Below are 19,496 nucleotides of genomic sequence, written 5' to 3' on the forward strand. Positions count from 1 at the left end.
CACCCCCCTTGTAGGAGCGAGGCTTGCCCGCGAAGAACGATGACGCGGTTTATTTGAACACCGCGGTGGATTCTTCGCGGGCAAGCCTCGCTCCTACAGGGGCTCGGTTATTTCTTCATTATTGATGTGAACAGATCTGACTCGATGAAGCGCTGCAACCACGCCTGCAATCGCACATAAGGCGTCTGCTCGAACCACTCGCGATCCACGTGGGCGAATTGTCGTACGAACGGCATCACGGCGATATCTGCCAGGCTCGGATGCCCGGCCAGCAAGTAGTCGCGGCCCTTCAGTAATTCATCGAGCTTGCGCAAGAACACCTCGCCCTCTGATCGGTAAAACGTCATCGGCTGCTCGGGATAACGCTCGGCGTACTTGTAGCGATTCAGGTGCACCTTGAACACTTGATCGTTCTCTTCGATCAATGCGGTGCTGCGTTGCTGTCCTTGCGGGTCATCCTTGAACAACCAGTCCTGCGGGTCGTTCTGCGCCAGTGCCCAGCGCATGATGTCCAGGCTTTCATCGATCACCCGGCCGTCCACACTCAGCACTGGCACCGTGCCTTTGCTCGACAGTGCGAGCATTTCGGCAGGTTTGGCCTTGAGGCTGACCTCGACGATATTCACCTCCACCCCTGAATACCGCAGGGCCATGCGTGCGCGCATGGCATAGGGGCAGCGACGGAACGAATACAGCGTATTCATTTCACCTCCAGGGTACTCAGGCCGTTGCCTTGGCGGCGGACCTGAATCTGCACCGGAATCCGTTCATGCATTTCCTGCACATGGGAAATCACCGCAACTTTGCGGCCCTGCGCTTGCAAACCGTCGAGGGCGTCCATGGCCAGTTGCAGGGATTCCGGGTCGAGGCTGCCGAAGCCTTCGTCGATGAACAGCGATTCGATTTTCAGCGTGCTCGAAGCCATCGACGCCAAACCGAGCGCCAACGCCAACGACACCAGGAATGTCTCGCCGCCGGACAGCGAATGCACCGAGCGCAGTTCGTCGCCCATCTCGGTGTCCATCACCAATAATCCGAGCATGCTGCCGCCCCGTTTCAGGCGATAGCGTCGCACCAGTTGTCGCAACTGGACGTTGGCGTGATGCACCAGCAGGTCGAGGTTGTAGGCCTGGGCGATTTTGCGGAAGGTGTCGCCGGTGGCCGAACCGATCAGCGCATTCAGGCGCGCCCAGCGCTGGTATTCGGTGTAGGCGTCGGCGATCTGCTGAGCCAGCGCCTGATTGGCATTCTGCCGACGTTGATCCTCAGCCTGTTCGGCGCGCAATTCGGCGCAGCGGTGTTCGCTGACGGCGAACAGGGTTTGCAGTTCGGCCAGCGTCATGGCCAGTTGTTCTGCATCGAGATTGCCGTTGTGCTGCGCCTGATGATCGAGCAAGCGCTGATCGCGCTCCTGCAACAGCACCTTGGCTTGCTCGATGGCTTTTTCGCTCTGCTGCAATCGTTGACGCAGTTCACTGACCTGTTGGTCGTCGACGCTCAACAGATCTTCCAGTCCACCGTCGTCCAGCTCTGGATGTTGTGCGCGCCAGTCGGCGATCTTGTTGCTCAACTCGCGGTCTTCGCTTTCCAGGGCTTGTGCACGTTCCTGTTGAGCCTTGAGTTCGGCGGCCAGTTGCACCAACCCCGTGCGCACGCTTTGCAGTTCCTGATTGGCGGTCGCTTCGGCAGTGCGCGCCTGCTCGACGGCGTGATCCAGTTGCTGCTGCCACTGTTCGGCGCTGGCATGTTCGCCCAGCAGTTGAGTCAGTTTTTCCTGGCAAGCCTGTTGCTGACCGGCCAGCGCCGCGAACTGCTGCTGCGCGGCGTCCAGTTGCTGTATGCGGGTCTGCTGTTGGTACTGTTCTTTGTCCAGCGTCTGCTGGCGTTGTTGCTGTTCGCCGAGTTCATCGCGCTGCTGGTCGAGTTGTTCCAGACGCTGGGCGATCTGCCGGTCGAGCTGCATGAAGGTTGCAGCAGGTTCGTTGCGCAAGGCCTCCAGCGTCTCGGCGGGTAGCAGGGTGCTGAACGCCGTCAGTTCTTCGTCCAGGCGCTGGCGATCGCTGCTCAACTCGCGTTGCTGGTTGAGCAGGTGTTGTGTTGCCTGTTGATTCGCCGCTTCGGCGCTGCGCAGTTGTTGCGCCAGGCGCGCGGCATCCTGTTGCAGGGTGAGCAGGGCGGTTTGCCGTTGTTCGTCCTGGGTGATGCTCTGGTTCAACTGACTGCTTTGTTGCGTCAGCCAGGTATCGCGTTTGCTTGCGTCCTGGGCCAGCAGTTGAGCGGACAGTGGGTGCGCTTCCAGGCTCGGCGTGAGGCCTTGTTGCTGGGTCGCGAGTTGTTCCTGCTGTTGCAGCAATTCCTTTTGCTGGGCAATCAAACCACCGACTTCAGCGCGCAGATCGGTGAGTTTGTCCTTGAGCAGGTCGACGGCTTTCTGAGCGTTGGCCTGTTCGCTTTCATCATGCCGGCCAAGGCTTTGCAGCAAGGCTTCGGGCTGATGATAAGGATGGTCCGGGCTGCCACAAACCGGGCATGGCTGATCGTCCTGCAACTGCGCACGCAGTTCTTCGACGCTGGCACTGCGCGCCAGACGTTGACGCTCCAGCAGTTCGCGGGTGACGGTCAGGGTCTGTTCGGCGACGGTCAGCTCGGCCTTGGTCTTCACGCCGTCCTGGGTCAGACGATCGCGGTCTTGCTGAGCGGCGAGTTGCCGCTGCTGCAGCTCGGCACCGCGCTTGTCCAGTTCCTTCTGGCTGGCCCACAGTCGCGTCAACTCTTCAAAGGCTCGCAATTGCTTGCGGTTGTCCTGTAGCAGGCTGCCGAGGATCTGAATCTGCTCGGCCACCGCTTCAGGCTCGGCACCGGCCTCTTTGTACAGCACCTCAAGGCTTTGGCGCTGGGTGGCCAGTTCCTCGGCGGCGCGGGCGGCGCTTTGCTCCAGGGCGGCCAGTTCGGCCTGGCCCTTGTTCAGGCGATTACCGATCAGCATCAGTTGTTGCAGGCGATCGCGGTAGGCGTTCCAGGCATCGCTCAACGGCGCCAGATGGGTGCTTTGTTCAAGCTCTCCGGCAATCCGCTGCAACCGTTCGGCGACCTGCTTCTGCTGGTCGAGCAAACCCTGAATCGTGCCCTGACCCTGAGTGCAGGCCTGTTCCGCCTGCTGCTTGAGGTCGGCACTGAGGCTGGCATCCTTGACCAGGCGGGCGAGGGTGCTTTGCTCTTCGAAGGCCTGGCGCAGCAGTGGAGCGCTGGCGGTGTGTTGGCTTTGCGCTTGGGTCAGCGCCGTTTGGGCGGAGCTCAGGCTTTGTTCGAGTTGAGTCTGTCGATCAGCCAGCTCGCTTTGTTGTTGCGTGTGCTGCTGAATCTGCGCCGCCAGCGGCGTGAGCTGGGCAGTGAGTTCGGTCTTGCGTGCGAACTGATGCCGTTGCGGAGCCAGTTGTTCCAGACGGGTCAGCTTCAAGCGCTCGCCGGCCAGGCTGTTCCAGTGTTGCTGGGCGGAGTGCAGTTGCTCGGTGGCGCTCTGTTGCGCGTCCTGCACCTGGCGCAGTTCCTTGAGCCAGGTGTGTTGCAACTCCAGCTGTTTGAGCTGCGCTTGCTGGGTCTTGAGTTGCTGTTGAGCGTCGTTGAAGCGCTCATTCAGTTCGGCCCGGGCTTCCGGCGACAGCGGCGTGACCCCGGTGGCCTGATCCTGCAACAGTTTGTGGGCTTCGCGAGCTTCTTTGGTCTTGTCGAAAGCGCGACGACCGAGACGGGTGTAGAGCGCGGTGTCGGTGAGCTTTTCCAGCAGTTCGCTGCGGTCGTTATCGTCTGCCTTGAGGAAGGCGCTGAACTCGCTCTGAGCCAGCATGACGGCGCGGGTGAACTGTTCGAAGTTCAGGCCCAGCGCGGCTTCGAGCTGTGCTTTGTATTCGCCTTTCTGGCTGGCCAGCAGTTGATCCTGATCGATGTCGCGCAGGCTCTGGCGACTGGCTTGCAGCTTGCCGCCGGCCTTTTCCCTGGCACGGTTGGCTTCCCAGCGAGCGCGATAGCGGCGACCGTCGATACCGACGAAATCCACTTCGGCATAACCTTCGCCGGTACCACGGCGCAGCAGGGTGCGCGGGTCGCCGGTGCCGATTTCGCCATCGGCGTCCGGGACCTTGGCATCGCGTCCGGTGTTGTTCAGGCGCGGCACGGCGCCAAACAGCGCCAGGCACAGGGCGTCGAGCAGCGTGCTTTTGCCGGCACCGGTCGGCCCGGTAATCGCGAACAAGCCGGCACTCGCCAAGGGCTCAGCGGTGAAGTCGATTTCGAACGGACCGGCCAGGGAGGCGAGGTTTTTCAGGCGGATCGCGAGAATTTTCACGGCTGTTCGCTCTCCATCTGCACGTCTTGCAACAGCTCGGCGAAGTCCTTGAGCGTTTGCTCGTCTACCTCGCTGCCGTAGTTGTCCTGCCAGGCGCGGCTGAACAGTTCCTGCGGTGTGAGTTGATCCAGTTCGATCAAGGCAGCGCCGTCATCGACACCCTCGCGGCCGCCGTTGCCGGCATATTCAGCCGCTATCCGTACCAGCCGCACGGCCTTGCCTTGCAGGGCGGTTTCCACTTGATGGCGCAGGTCCGGTTGCGGTTCGTCGAGACGGACCCGCACTTCCAGCCATGGCTGACGCTGGATATCGGCCAGCAGGTCGATGTTGGGCAGGTCGGCCAGTTGCAGCAGGATCTCCGCCAGCGGTGCCGAACCGAGGCGTTGCAAATGGACGGCGCGCGGAATCAGGCGCGGTTCGACGCTGACCAATGTTTCGCCATCAAGCTGAATGTCGAGGATCTGATGTTGGTAATTGATCTCGGAGAACGACAACGGAATCGGCGAGCCGCAATAGCGGATGCGCTCTTCACCGTTGACCTTCTGCGGTTTGTGCAAATGCCCGAGGGCGACGTAACTGATGCTCGGCCCGAACAGGCTGGCGGGCAGGGCTTCGGCGTTGCCGATGATCAGGCTGCGCTCGGAATCTTCCGAAACCGAACCGCCAGCCATGTGCGCATGGCTGATGGCGATCAGTGCCTGGCCTGGCTTGCGCTTGGCGTTGGCCGCTTCAATCAGCCATTCGTGAACCTGACCGATGCCGCGCAAGTAGTTATCGCCCAAATGCGCGCCGGTCACTTCGGCCGGGCGCAGGAATGGCAGCGCCAGGCACCAGGCGGCAATTTCGCCGCTGGCATCAGGCAACGGCAGCAACAGCCGTTCGGCATCCAGTTGGCCGTCATCGAGCCACAGCACACGACCGAGGGCGTGAGTGCGCAAGCGCCGCATCAACGGCGCGGGCAGTTCGATCCGCGAGCCGGAGTCGTGGTTGCCGGCGATCATCACGATGGTCAGCAGCGGCTGCTGTTCGTGGGCGCTGACGATGAAATCGTAGAGGCGTTCCTGGGCTTTGACCGGCGGGTTGACCGTGTCAAAGATATCGCCGGCGATCAGCAGCACATCGGGCTGGTCCAGCTTCAGCTGGCGCAGCAGCCAGTCGAGGAAGCAGCCGTGCTCGAAATCGCGGTCCTGGCCATGCAGGTTCTGCCCAAGGTGCCAGTCGGAGGTGTGAAACAGACGCAAGGCGTACTCCGTAGGAAATAAGGTGATGGCCGCGAGGAAAATGTTGGCGGCTAAAGAGGGGGGAGTTTACTGGCAAATGTGCAGAGGAACACGGTCCGTGTAGGAGCTGCCGCAGGCTGCGATCTTTTGGCGCCCTTGAAGGCGCCGGAAGATCAAAAGATCGCAGCCTTCGGCAGCTCCTACATTGATATTCGCCACGATTTTTGCGGAGAACACGCACCTGTAGGAGCTGCCGAAGGCTCGGGCCGCGTTCGGACGATCTTTTGATTCTATTTGGGATAAAGCGGCGGCAACCCAGTATCACCGACCAGGTCTTGAACCCCTTCGGCCGTCGGGATCGCGCGAATCGCGCGCCAGAGTTCTTCGCCCTGCCAGTATTGGCCGGTTTCGCTGTAAAGCGCGCCGTTCAGGCCGTCCAGTGCATCGGAGAGCGGCACAAAACGCGCGGCCATGTCGGCCAGGGTTTCGGGCTGTTGCCGGGCCCAGGCGTCCAGGGCCTGGCGGGTCGCCTGAGGGTCGTTGGCCTGACAGGCACGTTTGAGGTCGTCGAGCAGGGTGCGTGGGCTCGGGCCGGTTTGCGCGGCACGCAGGATTGCCGGTTGCGAACGGGCGCGCCACCAGAGACCAAAGCCCAGCAGGGTGGTGCAGGCCAGGATCACGGTGCTGAGTTTCCACCACCGGAGGGCTTCGCTGTTGGTGCCGGACATGACTTGCGGGCTGCCCGCCGGGGTGTCGACGATCAGGCTCGGATTGCTTGCCACTTGCAGCGTGCGGGCCGGCAGGCTGCTGTGTTCCAGGTGATCCTCGAAGGTGTTCCACCAGACCACTTCAACGCTCGGCAAGTCAATGGCGCCAGTGCGGGTCGGCACCAGGGCTTCACGGTCCTCGCGACTGCCGATCAAGCCGCGTTCGCTGTTCTGGTTGCCCAGCACCGGTTGGTCCGGGTAGCGCCGCAGGCCGTTGATCTCGGTGGCGGGCAATGGGGGCAGCTGGGAGCTGGCGAGGCCTTCGGCGTTCAAGGTCAGGCTGCGGGTCAGCGAGTCGCCGACCTCCACGTGATCCGGTTCCGGGCTCCAGCTTTCGCTCAGGCTCAGGCTGCGGGCCGGCAGCCAGGGAGCATCGACGGGATAAGTGGCGGGTTTGGCCTTGACCGTCAGCGGGATCTCGGCGGAGCTGACGCGCATCAGCTTGCCCGCTTTTTGCCCTTGGGGTGTTGCGTCCTGGGACGGCTGGGTATCGACCAGCGTGGCGCTGAACATCTGCGCTGGAATGGTCAATTCGCCGCTGTGCTGCGGGTAGATCGCGTAGCGCATTTCGATCACGCCATGGCGTAAACCGTTGATGACCTTTTCGTAGGTACGCGACTCGCCCAGCTGTTCGATGCGCGCATCGGGAATCTGTAACGGGGTCAGGCTGCTGTCGTCGTACAGCGACACCGAATGGTAAATGCGCAGGGTCAGGATCGCCTGAGCCTGCACATAGACGCTGTTCTGGTCGAGGCTGGCTTCGATGAACACCGGTGCCAGTGTGTTGCTGCGGTCTTGGGTTTCGCTTTCGATCACCTGCACGGTAATCGGTTGGCTCTGGGCATCGCCCAGTTGCAGCGACGGAATCACCACGCTGCCGTTTTGCCGGGGCAGCAGGGTGATGATCCAGCGGGTGGTCGCTTGAGTGTCGCCATTGAGGGTGTTCAGTTGGTTGACCTGGCGGGTGCCGCGCACTTCGAACAGCGGCTCGAGCGGGGTCAGGTCGGGTTTGCCGAACTGGGTCACGTCACTGGATTCCAGGATCAGTTCGACCGTCTCGCCGGAATTCAGGCGGCTGCGATCGACACTGGCGACCAGCTCCGCGGCCTGGGCCTGAACGGTGCAGAGCAACAGGGCGGGCAGCAGTGCGAGCAAGAAGGCGGTGAAGCGGGTCATCGAGTTTTTTCCTGATCCTGATGTTGTTGCTGTTCGTACCAGAATTTGCGTCTGAGCAGTTCGCCGGGGTCATCCGGGATCTTGCGCAGCCATTGCTCCAGCGCCTGGCGCTGTTCGCCTTCGATCATGTCGCTGGCCGGGCGCTGCGGTGGCGTGGTGCTTTGTTCATCCCCCAACTCGCTGCCCGGGACTTCATTGGCGCCCGGTTGCGGTGGCGTTGTGGGCGGCTGTTCGGTGTCCGGGGTGGTCTGTTGGGCGTCGGTTTTCGGTTCACCGTTGCTCGACGGCTGGGTGGCACTGCCCGGCGGCGGTTCTTGCGTGGTGGTTTCGGCTTCATCACCTGCGTTTTTGTCTGGCTCGACGGGCGGCGCCGAGGCCTTCTGTTTCAGCAGACTTTCCACCAGTGCCTTGTTGGTCAGGGCCGGGCGCAGGTCCGGTTGACGTTCCAGCGCTTGTTCGTAAGCATCCAGCGCCGCTTCCAGCTCACCGCTTTTGGCCAGGGCGTTGCCACGATTGTAGTGGGCGTAGGCGTCATTGCTTTCGGCAAACCGCTGAGCGGCGCCACTGTAGTCGCCGGCTTCATAAAGTGCCACGCCTTGCCATTGAGCATCTTCAAAATGCTGCGCCGCCTCGGCCGGGCGCTTTTGTTTGAGCAAGTGCAGGCCCTGCTGATCGGGGCGCAGCCACAGGTCTTCGAATTCGAAGGCGTAACTCGGTTGCGGCAGCAGGAACAGCAGCGGCAGGCAGAACAGCCAGCCGCGGCGCCCGGCACAGGCGGCCAGCAATAACAGGGGCAGCAGCAGCCAGTAACCCTGATCGGCCCAAGTGTCGAGGCGCAACGTCTGGCCATCGTTGCGCAGATCCCGTGGACCGTCGAGCAGGCCAAGGCCGCGCAGGTCGGCATCGTCCAGGCGTGCCTGGCGGTAACGTCCACCCAGACCGTTGGCAAAGGCCTTCAGGCTGGGGCCGTCCAGACGCGGTACCAGAATTGCACCCTGATCGTCCTTGAGGAAACTGCCATCGTCCTGCGCGACCGGCGCACCTTCGGCGCTGCCGATACCGAGCATCAGAAATGCTGTGGACTTGTCGTCCAGCGCTCGACGAATCCCTTGGCGCTCCTGTTCCGTCAGCGACGAACCGATCAGCAGGATCCGACCCTGGCCGAGGGCGCCCTGATCCAGCAATGCCAGTGCCTTGGTCACCGCCAGATCGGCACGATGACCCTCTTGGGGCATCAGCGATGGCTTGAGTGCATCCAGCAGGTTGCGGCTGGTCGACAGGTCATCCGACAGCGGCACCAAGGTGTGAGCGCTGCCGGCGTAGACGACGATTGCAGTCTGGGCGTCGCTGCGGCTTTGCAGCAGGTCGAGCAGTTTGCGCCGGGCCTGTTCCAGCCTGTTCGGCGTAACGTCGGTGGCGAGCATTTCCGGGGTCAGCTCAAGCAATACCACCAGCGGGTCGGCGGGTTTCTGACTGGTTTGTTCGACTCGTTGCCAACCTGGCCCCAGCAGGGCCAGCACGGTCAGTACCCAGGCCAGGCCCAGGGCAACCCACGGCAGTTTGCTCTCTTGGCCGCTGCCACCACTGAGCAATGCGGCATGGAAGGCTGGCGGCAGAATCATTTGCCAGCGGCCAGCGCGCTTCTGCCGGTGCCAGAGTTGCCAGAGCAACCAGCCCAGCAACGGCAACAACAGCAGCCACCAAGGGCGGAACCAGTGCGGCCAGAGCGCGATCATCGACGCCTCCGCAGGCGCAGGCGTTTGAGTCGCTGACGCCAATCGGGCAGTTGCGTTTGCAGAAACAGCTCCTTGGTAAACAGTCTTTGCAGCGGGTTATGCGGCCAGCGTTCACGGATCACCAGCAACATGCTCAACAGCAGCGCCATTGCCAACGGCCAGTGATACAACGCCTGGGCCGGGCGGGCCTGGGTGGGTTGTTGGGTGACCGGCTCCAGTTTGTCGAGGGTTTCCTTGATCGCCTGTAGTTCCTGGCCATCGTGGGCGCGGAAGTACTGGCCGCCGGTCGCTTGGGCGATGGCCTTCAAGGCAGGTTCGTCGAGGTCCAGGCTTGGGTTGATCCCGAGAAAACCGAGCGTGCTGCTTTCTTCCGGGTTGGCACCGATACCGACCGGGTAAATTTTCACGCCTTCGTTGGCCGCCAGTCGTGCGGCGGTCAATGGGTCGATTTCGCCGCCGTTGTTGGCGCCATCGGTGACCAGAATCAGCACGCGGCTTTGTGCCGGGCGTTGACGCAGGCGCTTGAGGGCCAGGCCGATGGCGTCGCCGATGGCGGTGTTCTTGCCGGCGATGCCGATCCGCGCTTCGTCGAGCCACACCCGTACGGTGTGCCGGTCGAAAGTCAGTGGCGCTTGCAAATAGGCCTGGCTGCCGAACAGGATCAACCCGACCCGGTCGCCGTCGCGACTTTCAAGAAAATCACCGAGCAGATGCTGTACCAGCGACAGTCGGCTGACGTCTTCGTCCTGCCACTGCATGTCGGGAAAATCCATTGAGCCGGACACGTCCACCGCCACCAGCAGATCGCGGCCACTGGCGGCCACTGGCAGGGGCTCGCCTAGCCATTGCGGGCGCGCCGCGGCGATCAGCAGCAACAGCCACAGCAGGATGAACGGAGCTTGCTGGCGCCAGGCCGGCAGATTCGCTCGGGCGCGACGGCGAGCGAGGCCTTCGAGGTCGCTGAGGAAGCTGACTTTGAGCGCCGGTTCGCCGCTGTCGGCCACTGGTAGCAGCACCCGCATCAGCCAGGGCAGGGGCAGCAGGGCGAAGATCCACGGCCAGGCGAACTCAAACATGTTTGCGAATCCAGGTGTCGACGGCCTGGGTCAGGCCGGCGATGGCCTTGTCGTCGAGTTTGCATTCGGGTTTGTAGGCGCCTTCCACCAGCACCATCCAGCGCGTAAGGCCGGCGGCCGGGCAGCGGTTATCGAGGAATGCCAGCCATTTGCGCCCGTTCAGGGTATGGCTCTGGCTGTAAGGGTAATGGTTGCGGCACAGGCGTTTGAGCAAACCGTTGAGTTGCTGCAACCAGGCACCGGCCGGGGCGCCGTCGTAGGGTTTGGGCATCAGGGCGAGTTCGGCCAGGGCCGCGAGACGCACCGGGTCCAGCGGTTGTTCGGCGCGGACGACGGGCTGCTTGTTCGGAATGAAACGGCGCAACTGCCACAGGCCGAAACCAATCAATGGCAGCAACAATAGCAGCAGCCACCAGCCCGGAGCCGGCGGCCAGAAGCCGATCGGTGGCGGGGAAATCAGCGGTTGCAGTTGATCGAGGCTGCTCATCGACCTTTCCCCGGACGCTGTGGGTTCAAGTATTCGCGCAATTGCTCGACCATTTCGCTTTGGGTGCTCAACGGCATCAGCAACACCCGCAGCTTCTGCGCCAGCAGCTCCCAGCGGGCGATCCGTGCTTCCGCTTGTGCGCGATAGGCCTGGCGCAAGTCGAAATTCAACGTGTCGATTTCCAGTTGCGCCCCTCGTTCGGCAAAACGAAGCAGGCCGGCGGCGGGCAGGGCGTGGTCCAGCGGATCGGATACGGGCAGCAGCAACAGGTCGCAATGGCGCGACAACAGGCTCAACTGCTGCTCGGCACCGTCGGACAAGGCGCGTTCGTCGCAGATCACAATCACCAGGCTGCCGGGGCGCAGCACTTCCCGGGCGCGGCGCAGGGCAATACCGAACGCGTCACGGTCCGGCTCGCTTTCGGTGTGCAGCGACTGATTGACCCGCACCAGCCGGTTGAGCAATTGCAGCAGGCTCTGTTTACTGCGTCGCGGCTTGATCTCGTAGTGCTCGTTGTCACCGAACACCAACCCGCCGACCCGGTCGTTATGACCCAGCGCCGCCCAGCCAATCAGGCTCGCCGCCTGGGCAGCAAGCACCGACTTGAACATCAGCCCCGAGCCGAAATACAGCCGACGGCTCTGTTCGACCATGATGAAAATCGGACGTTCGCGTTCTTCATGAAACAGCTTGGTGTGCGGCTCCTGGGTCCGGGCGGTGACGCGCCAGTCAATGCTTCGCACGTCATCGCCGGCCTGATAGACCCGCACCTGATCGAAGTCCACCCCGCGTCCGCGCAGTTTGGAGTGGTGCAGGCCGATCAGCGGGCTACGCTGGCTCGGCGTGGAAAACAGCTGCACTTCGCGCACGCGATGGCGCATCTCGATCAGCTCGGCGAGGCTGATGCGGATGCCCGGCTCGGGCGGCAGGAGGGCGTTCATCGGGGTCAAGCGACGGCTACGACGTCGAGAATCCGCTGGACCACCCGGTCCTGGTCGATGCCAGCGGCTTCGGCTTCAAAGGAAAGAATGATGCGGTGGCGCAACACATCGAACAGCACTGCCTGAATGTCTTCCGGGCTGACGAAGTCGCGACCGGCTAGCCAGGCGTGGGCCCGGGCACAACGGTCCAGGGCGATGGAACCGCGCGGGCTGGCGCCATAGGCAATCCATTCGGCCATCTCCGGGTCGAATTTGGCCGGCGTGCGCGTGGCCATGACCAGTTGCACCAGGTATTCCTCCACGGCATCGGCCATGTACAAGCCGAGAATTTCCTTGCGCGCGGCGAAGATCGCCTGCTGGCTGACCCGGCGTTCGGGTTTGGTTTCACCGTGCAGCGCTTCGCCACGGGCCTGTTGCAGAATCCGGCGTTCGACGGCGGCGTCGGGGAAGCCGATTTTTACATGCATCAGAAAACGGTCGAGCTGGGCTTCGGGCAGCGGGTAGGTGCCTTCCTGCTCGATGGGGTTTTGCGTGGCCATGACCAGAAACAGCGGCGACAGCTCGTAAGTGCTGCGCCCGACGCTGACCTGGCGTTCGCCCATGGCTTCGAGCAGGGCCGACTGAACCTTGGCCGGCGCACGGTTGATTTCATCCGCCAGCACCAGGTTGTGGAAGATCGGGCCTTGCTGGAACACGAAGCTGCCGGTTTCCGGCCGATAGATTTCCGTGCCGGTGATGTCGGCCGGCAGCAGGTCGGGGGTGAACTGGATGCGGTGGAACTGTGCTTCGATGCCTTCGGCGAGCTCTTTGATGGCCTTGGTCTTGGCCAGCCCCGGGGCGCCCTCGACCAGCATGTGGCCGTCGGCGAGCAAGGCAATGAGCAAGCGCTCGATGAGTTTTTCCTGGCCGAGAATCTGCGTTGAAAGAAAGGTTCGCAGCGCGAGCAGCGCTTCACGATGTTCCATCGATGACTGTTCCTGGAAAGGGTGACCGAAGACGTTCAAATAACGCCAGGGCTGGGGGCGTTACTTTAATCCATCGCAGGGGGCGGCGACTAACGGCATTTTGTGCAAAGTGCGGGAAATGATGGGCAAAATTGTTGGAAGTTTGTAGGCGAGGGACAGGGTGGTGATCTGGCTGGCCTCATCGCGAGCAGGCTCAGGCACCCGAGATTCCGAGGCTTAGAGCTGGCTTATATAGGTGCCGGTACCTTTAAGGATGTTCTGCAAAGTTTCTTCCACCTCAGCCAGGTCGCTGGCATCGGTACTGTGAATGATTTCCAAAGAATCATCGCCATTAAGTGCATCAGCGTCACCGGCAGCAATTTCGATCAATAGACGGGTAGGGCTTAGGGTGATTTTCACTCCGTCCAGGGTCGATGGTTCGCCGTCCAGGGTAATGTCCAGCGCGTCCTCGTCCGGGTAGCGGGTCATCAGGAACATCTCGCCCTGCTCGCTATGGCAGGCGAGCATGGCCATGTTGTCTTCTTCGTCATCGCACGGGTTGACGATCAAGAGGGCTGTGGTCATTTGCATGGGGTATTCCTGGCTCGACGAGCATTGTGAAGACGAACAAAGGGCAATTCTGCCAGCCCCGGGGAATTTCTGCTCGCCTGAGTGTCTGAGGATGTATTGTGAACAGCCGAAGCATCCTCAGTCATTTTTGGCACGCATGTACCGTAAAGCCGGGCTTAAAGCGCCCGTTTTGCTACACGGCTGCTAGTGTTGTTCAAGGTATATGCCGCGAGTTACGTGCCTATGACCGAATATGTCGCAGCGCTGCAAGCACGGCCCTTGCCGCACTCGTTAAGCTGCGCAACGGATGAGCACCCGTAAAGGCATTGCCTGTTGCCCCGGCAGTCGTTTTTGCAGATGCCCATTCAATGGAAGGTGAATGTGACCTGAGTGTCTCGTCCAGCTTCACCCACCTGTCATTCTGTTTCCTCTGCCCGAGAATCAGGAACAGGATGACGGGATTGCCCCGAAAGGGGTTTGCACGCGACGCTTCCATCAATAACAAGCCCAAGCGGAGTACCACAGATGGCGTTCTTCACCGCAGCCAGCAAAGCCGACTTCCAGCATCAACTGCAAGCGGCACTGGCGCAGCACATCAGTGAACAGGCACTGCCACAAGTGGCGCTGTTCTCTGAACAATTCTTCGGCATTATTTCCCTGGACGAGCTGACCCAGCGTCGGCTGTCCGACCTCGCCGGCTGCACCCTTTCTGCGTGGCGCCTGCTTGAGCGCTTCGATCACGCGCATCCGCAAGTGCGCGTCTATAACCCTGACTACGAACGCCACGGTTGGCAGTCGACCCACACCGCGGTCGAAGTGCTGCACCACGATCTGCCGTTTCTGGTGGACTCGGTGCGCACCGAGCTGAACCGTCGCGGCTATAGCATCCATACCTTGCAAACCACTGTGCTGAGCGTGCGTCGCGGCAGCAAGGGCGAGCTGCTGGAAATCCTGCCTAAAGGCACCCAGGGCGACGACATTCTGCAAGAGTCGCTGATGTACCTGGAAATCGACCGTTGCGCCAACACGGCCGAACTCAATGTCCTGATGAAAGAGCTGGAGCAGGTTCTCGGTGAAGTCCGCGTCGCGGTCGCCGATTTTGAACCGATGAAAGCCAAGGTCCAGGAACTGATCGAAGGCATCGACAACAGCAAGTTCGTCATCGACACCAACGAAAAATACGAAATCAAGAGCTTCCTGGAATGGCTGGTGGGCAACCACTTCACCTTCCTGGGCTACGAAGAGTTCGTGGTGGGCGAGGATCAGAACGGCGGTCACATCGAATATGACCAGAGCTCGTTCCTCGGCCTGACCAAACTGCTGCGCGCCGGCCTGACCGTCGATGACCTGCGCATCGAAGATTACGCCGTCAACTACCTGCGCGAACCGACGCCGCTGTCGTTTGCCAAGGCTGCGCACCCAAGCCGTGTTCATCGTCCGGCGTACCCGGATTACGTGTCGATCCGCCAGATCGATGCCAATGGCAAGGTCATCAAGGAATGCCGCTTCATGGGCCTGTACACCTCGTCGGTGTATGGCGAAAGCGTGCGGGTCATTCCTTACATCCGTCGCAAGGTCGAGATCATCGAACAGCGTTCGGGCTTCCAGGCCAAGGCTCACTTGGGCAAGGAACTGGCTCAGGTCCTTGAAGTGTTGCCTCGCGACGACTTGTTCCAGACTCCGGTGGACGAGCTGTTCACCACCGTGATGTCGATCGTGCAGATCCAGGAACGCAACAAGATCCGCGTGTTCCTGCGCAAAGACCCGTACGGCCGTTTCTGCTACTGCCTGGCTTACGTGCCGCGCGATATCTATTCCACCGAAGTGCGCCAGAAGATCCAGCAAGTGCTGATGGATCGCCTGAAAGCCTCGGACTGCGAGTTCTGGACCTTCTTCTCCGAGTCCGTGCTGGCCCGTGTGCAACTGATTCTGCGGGTCGATCCGAAGAACCGTCTGGACATCGACCCGGTTCTGCTGGAAAAAGAAGTGGTGCAGGCCTGCCGCAGCTGGCAGGACGACTACGCGAGCCTGGTGGTCGAGAGCTTCGGCGAAGCCCAGGGCACCAACGTGCTGGCCGACTTCCCGAAAGGCTTCCCGGCCGGTTACCGCGAGCGTTTCGCAGCCCACTCGGCTGTGGTCGACATGCAGCACCTGTTGAGCCTGAGCGAAAAAAATCCGCTGGTCATGAGCTTCTATCAGCCGCTGGCCCAGGTGTCCGGTCAGCGCATGCTGCACTGCAAGCTGTATCACGCCGACACCCCGCTGGCGTTGTCCGATGTCTTGCCGATCCTGGAAAACCTTGGCCTGCGCGTGCTGGGTGAGTTCCCGTATCGCCTGCGTCACAACAATGGCCGCGAATTCTGGATTCACGACTTCGCATTCACCGCCGCCGAAGGCCTGGAACTCGACATCCAGCAGCTCAACGACACCTTGCAGGACGCTTTCGTCCACATCGTGCGTGGCGATGCCGAGAACGATGCGTTCAACCGTCTGGTGCTGACCGCCGGCCTGCCATGGCGCGACGTGGCGCTGCTGCGTGCCTACGCTCGTTACATGAAGCAGATCCGTCTGGGCTTCGACCTGGGTTACATCGCCAGCACCCTGAACAACCACACCGACATCGCTCGCGAGTTGACCCGGTTGTTCAAGACCCGTTTCTACCTGGCGCGCAAGCTTGGTACTGACGATCTGGAAGACAAGCAGCAACGCCTGGAACACGCGATTCTGGCGGCACTGGACGATGTTCAGGTGCTGAACGAAGACCGCATCCTGCGTCGTTACCTGGACCTGATCAAAGCAACCCTGCGGACCAACTTCTATCAGACCGACGCCAACGGTCAGAACAAGTCCTACTTCAGCTTCAAGTTCAACCCGCACCAGATTCCAGAGCTGCCGAAGCCGGTTCCGAAGTTCGAAATCTTCGTTTACTCGCCACGCGTTGAAGGCGTGCACCTGCGCTTCGGCAACGTGGCGCGTGGTGGTCTGCGCTGGTCCGACCGTGAAGAAGACTTCCGTACTGAAGTCCTGGGCCTGGTAAAAGCCCAGCAAGTGAAGAACTCGGTCATCGTACCGGTGGGTGCGAAGGGCGGCTTCCTGCCGCGTCGCCTGCCACTGGGCGGCAGCCGTGACGAGATCGCGGCCGAGGGCATCGCCTGCTACCGCATCTTCATCTCGGGCCTGTTGGACATCACCGACAACCTGAAAGACGGCGCGCTGGTACCGCCGGCCAACGTCGTGCGTCATGACGACGATGACCCGTACCTGGTAGTGGCGGCGGACAAGGGCACTGCGACCTTCTCCGACATCGCCAACGGCATCGCCATCGATTACGGCTTCTGGCTCGGCGACGCCTTTGCGTCCGGCGGCTCGGCCGGTTACGACCACAAGAAAATGGGCATCACCGCCAAGGGCGCGTGGGTCGGCGTACAACGTCACTTCCGTGAACGCGGCATCAATGTTCAGGAAGACAGCATCACCGTGGTGGGCGTCGGCGACATGGCCGGTGACGTGTTCGGTAACGGCTTGCTGATGTCCGACAAGCTGCAACTGGTCGCAGCGTTCAACCACCTGCACATCTTCATCGACCCGAATCCGGAGCCTGCCAACAGCTTCGCCGAGCGTCAGCGTCTGTTCGACTTGCCACGTTCGGCCTGGTCGGATTACGACACCAGCATCATGTCCGAAGGCGGCGGGATCTTTTCGCGCAGCGCAAAAAGCATCGCGATTTCCCCGCAGATGAAAGAGCGCTTCGACATTCAGACTGACAAACTGACCCCGACCGAACTGCTGAATGCCTTGCTCAAGGCACCGGTGGATCTGCTGTGGAACGGCGGTATCGGTACCTACGTGAAAGCCAGCACCGAAAGCCACGCCGATGTCGGCGACAAGGCCAACGATGCACTGCGCGTGAACGGCAACGAACTACGCTGCAAAGTGGTGGGCGAGGGCGGTAACCTCGGTATGACTCAGCTGGGTCGTGTCGAATTCGGCCTCAATGGCGGCGGTTCCAACACCGACTTCATCGACAACGCCGGTGGTGTGGATTGCTCCGACCACGAAGTGAACATCAAGATCCTGCTGAACGAAGTCGTGCACGCCGGTGACATGACCGACAAGCAACGTAACCAGTTGCTGGCGAGCATGACCGACGAAGTCGGTAACCTGGTGCTCGGCAACAACTACAAGCAGACTCAGGCTCTGTCCCTGGCGGCTCGCCGTGCTTTGCCGCGGATCGCTGAATACAAGCGTCTGATGAACGATCTGGAAGGCCGTGGCAAGCTGGACCGCGCCATCGAGTTCCTGCCGGCTGAAGAGGCGATCAACGAGCGCGTCGCGGCGGGCCATGGCCTGACCCGTGCCGAGCTGTCGGTGCTGATCTCCTACAGCAAGATCGACCTCAAGGAAGCGCTGCTCAACTCCCTGGTGCCGGACGACGACTACCTGACCCGCGACATGGAAACTGCTTTCCCGCCGACGCTGGTCAGCAAGTTCTCCGCCGCCATGCGCCGTCACCGTCTGAAGCGTGAAATCGTCAGCACCCAGATCGCCAACGATCTGGTGAACCACATGGGCATCACCTTCGTTCAACGACTCAAAGAGTCGACCGGCATGAGCCCGGCGAACGTGGCCGGTGCTTATGTGATCGTGCGTGACATCTTCCACCTCCCGCACTGGTTCCGTCAGATCGAAGCCCTGGATTACCAGGTGTCGGCCGACGTACAACTGGAGCTGATGGATGAGCTGATGCGTCTGGGCCGCCGTGCCACGCGCTGGTTCCTGCGCAGCCGTCGCAACGAGCAGAACGCTGCCCGTGACGTCGCGCACTTCGGTCCGCACCTGGCGGCGTTGGGCCTCAAGCTCGACGAACTGCTGGAAGGCCCGACTCGCGAAGGCTGGCAGACCCGCTATCAGGCTTACGTCGCTGCTGGCGTACCTGAGTTGCTGGCGCGTATGGTTGCAGGCACCACTCACCTGTACACCTTGCTGCCGATCATCGAAGCTTCGGATGTGACCGGCCAGAACGCAGCGGACGTGGCCAAGGCCTACTTCGCCGTGGGCAGCGCGCTGGACATCACCTGGTACCTGCAACAGATCAGCGCTCTACCGGTTGAAAACAACTGGCAGGCCCTGGCCCGTGAAGCGTTCCGTGATGACGTCGACTGGCAACAACGTGCGATCACCATCTCGGTCCTGCAACAGGGCGACGGCACCCAGGACGTGGAAACACGCCTGGCGCTGTGGATGGAAGAGCACGAAGGCATGATCGAACGCTGGCGCGCCATGCTGGTGGAAATCCGTGCCGCCAGCGGCACTGACTACGCCATGTATGCGGTCGCCAACCGCGAACTGCTGGACCTGGCGTTGAGCGGTCAAGCGGTGGTGCCTGCCGCTGCGACTGTCACTGCCAGCGCCGAACTGGAGCCGGCTGCCTGATCAGGCGTTGAATGAAAAAGCCCCGTCTCGAAAGAGATGGGGCTTTTTTTTGTCTGAAGGTTTTGTGGTGTCTGCTCGGGCCTCTTCGCGGGCAAGCCTCGCTCCTACATGGCAGGTGTCGTTCACTTGCCGCTAACCCTGTAGGAGCGAGGCTTGCCCGCGAAGAGGCCATCAGCCGCACCGAGACTTTTTGACAGCGATCAGTTCTCCAAAGGAATCAGCACTTTCTCATCCGGGGCCAACACCATGAACACCAGCAGCTTGGCGGGTTGGGTGGCGCTGGCGTTTTTCGAGACCAGATGTTCCGATCCGGCCGGTTCGTACCAGAACTCGCCGGCCTTGTAGGTGACCGCTTTTTCACCTTTGACTTGAGAAACAATCTCCCCCGAAAGCACGTAAGCCATGGCCGTGCCTTGATGTTTATGGGCGATGGACGATTGGCCCGGTTGGTAATCGACTTCGATCATCAACGCTTTTTTGCCGGGTGCGTTTTTCAGCATCTGGTCCTGCAAAACGGTGACTTTTTCTGAAGGGGCTGCGGTGTCGTTGGCGAATGCCGAGGTTGAAATGCCAAGCGTCAGGGCGATGAGAGGGGCAGCAAAAAAAACGAAGCGCATTCATGGTTGATTACCTGAGGTGGTGAGTTGTCAGGGGCCACAGTAAGCCGCGCTATCGGGCAATCAAACGGCCAATTTTCGGGAAGGTGAGGGGACCAATCAAGCAGGTCAAAATCAAAAGATCGCAGCGTTCCGCAGCTCCTACGGGGGAATTGCGTACACCGGTGAAACATCGGGCGGACACAAA

At 61.4% G+C, this 19,496-nt stretch carries 12 protein-coding genes; 1 reads left to right on the forward strand and 11 read right to left on the reverse strand.

The window, feature by feature from the left end; genetic code table 11:
* Positions 1-107: 107 nt before the first annotated feature.
* The 10 genes from KGB14_RS11730 to KGB14_RS11775 form a co-directional block, all read right to left on the reverse strand.
* Positions 108-704 (reverse strand): glutathione S-transferase, encoded by a 597-nt coding sequence (locus tag KGB14_RS11730; RefSeq protein WP_223486715.1) that lies wholly within the window; start codon positions 702-704, stop codon positions 108-110.
* Positions 701-4,342: an AAA family ATPase gene (locus tag KGB14_RS11735; RefSeq protein ID WP_223486717.1), complete on the reverse strand. Its 3,642-nt coding sequence runs from the start codon at positions 4,340-4,342 to the stop codon at positions 701-703. Before KGB14_RS11735 ends, KGB14_RS11730 begins: the two co-directional genes overlap by 4 nt.
* Positions 4,339-5,583, reverse strand: coding sequence for an exonuclease SbcCD subunit D C-terminal domain-containing protein (locus tag KGB14_RS11740; protein WP_223486719.1), 1,245 nt, complete (start codon positions 5,581-5,583; stop codon positions 4,339-4,341). The genes KGB14_RS11735 and KGB14_RS11740 overlap by 4 nt, the downstream gene beginning before the upstream one ends.
* A gap of 269 nt (positions 5,584-5,852) precedes the next feature.
* Positions 5,853-7,505: a BatD family protein gene (locus KGB14_RS11745; RefSeq protein ID WP_223486722.1), complete on the reverse strand. Its 1,653-nt coding sequence runs from the start codon at positions 7,503-7,505 to the stop codon at positions 5,853-5,855.
* The gene (locus tag KGB14_RS11750) at positions 7,502-9,241 is read right to left on the reverse strand and encodes a tetratricopeptide repeat protein (RefSeq protein WP_223486724.1); all 1,740 of its coding nucleotides are present in this window, start codon (positions 9,239-9,241) and stop codon (positions 7,502-7,504) included. The genes KGB14_RS11745 and KGB14_RS11750 overlap by 4 nt, the downstream gene beginning before the upstream one ends.
* On the reverse strand, positions 9,238-10,317 hold the full coding sequence (locus KGB14_RS11755) for a vWA domain-containing protein (protein WP_223486726.1): 1,080 nt from the start codon (positions 10,315-10,317) through the stop codon (positions 9,238-9,240). Before KGB14_RS11755 ends, KGB14_RS11750 begins: the two co-directional genes overlap by 4 nt.
* Positions 10,310-10,804 carry a DUF4381 domain-containing protein gene (locus KGB14_RS11760; protein WP_223486729.1) on the reverse strand — a complete coding sequence of 165 codons (495 nt, stop codon included), beginning with the start codon at positions 10,802-10,804 and terminating at the stop codon, positions 10,310-10,312. The genes KGB14_RS11755 and KGB14_RS11760 overlap by 8 nt, the downstream gene beginning before the upstream one ends.
* Positions 10,801-11,745, reverse strand: a complete 945-nt coding sequence (locus KGB14_RS11765) for a DUF58 domain-containing protein (RefSeq protein WP_223486731.1) — start codon at positions 11,743-11,745, stop codon at positions 10,801-10,803. The genes KGB14_RS11760 and KGB14_RS11765 overlap by 4 nt, the downstream gene beginning before the upstream one ends.
* 5 nt (positions 11,746-11,750) lie before the next feature.
* Entirely contained in the window at positions 11,751-12,710 is a 960-nt protein-coding gene (locus KGB14_RS11770) for an AAA family ATPase (protein ID WP_150640839.1), read from the reverse strand.
* A gap of 216 nt (positions 12,711-12,926) precedes the next feature.
* Positions 12,927-13,280 carry a hypothetical protein gene (locus KGB14_RS11775; protein WP_223486733.1) on the reverse strand — a complete coding sequence of 118 codons (354 nt, stop codon included), beginning with the start codon at positions 13,278-13,280 and terminating at the stop codon, positions 12,927-12,929.
* A gap of 504 nt (positions 13,281-13,784) precedes the next feature.
* On the opposite strand from KGB14_RS11775, the gene KGB14_RS11780 reads away from it, so the two are divergent.
* Positions 13,785-18,692: an NAD-glutamate dehydrogenase gene (locus KGB14_RS11780; protein ID WP_223486735.1), complete on the forward strand. Its 4,908-nt coding sequence runs from the start codon at positions 13,785-13,787 to the stop codon at positions 18,690-18,692.
* Positions 18,693-18,892: 200 nt separating this feature from the next.
* Here KGB14_RS11780 and KGB14_RS11785 read toward each other — a convergent pair whose 3' ends face one another.
* Entirely contained in the window at positions 18,893-19,309 is a 417-nt protein-coding gene (locus KGB14_RS11785) for a cupin domain-containing protein (RefSeq protein WP_223486737.1), read from the reverse strand.
* Positions 19,310-19,496 lie beyond the last annotated feature (187 nt).

This window comes from Pseudomonas sp. A-RE-19 (genome assembly GCF_019956555.1).
Taxonomy (GTDB): domain Bacteria; phylum Pseudomonadota; class Gammaproteobacteria; order Pseudomonadales; family Pseudomonadaceae; genus Aquipseudomonas.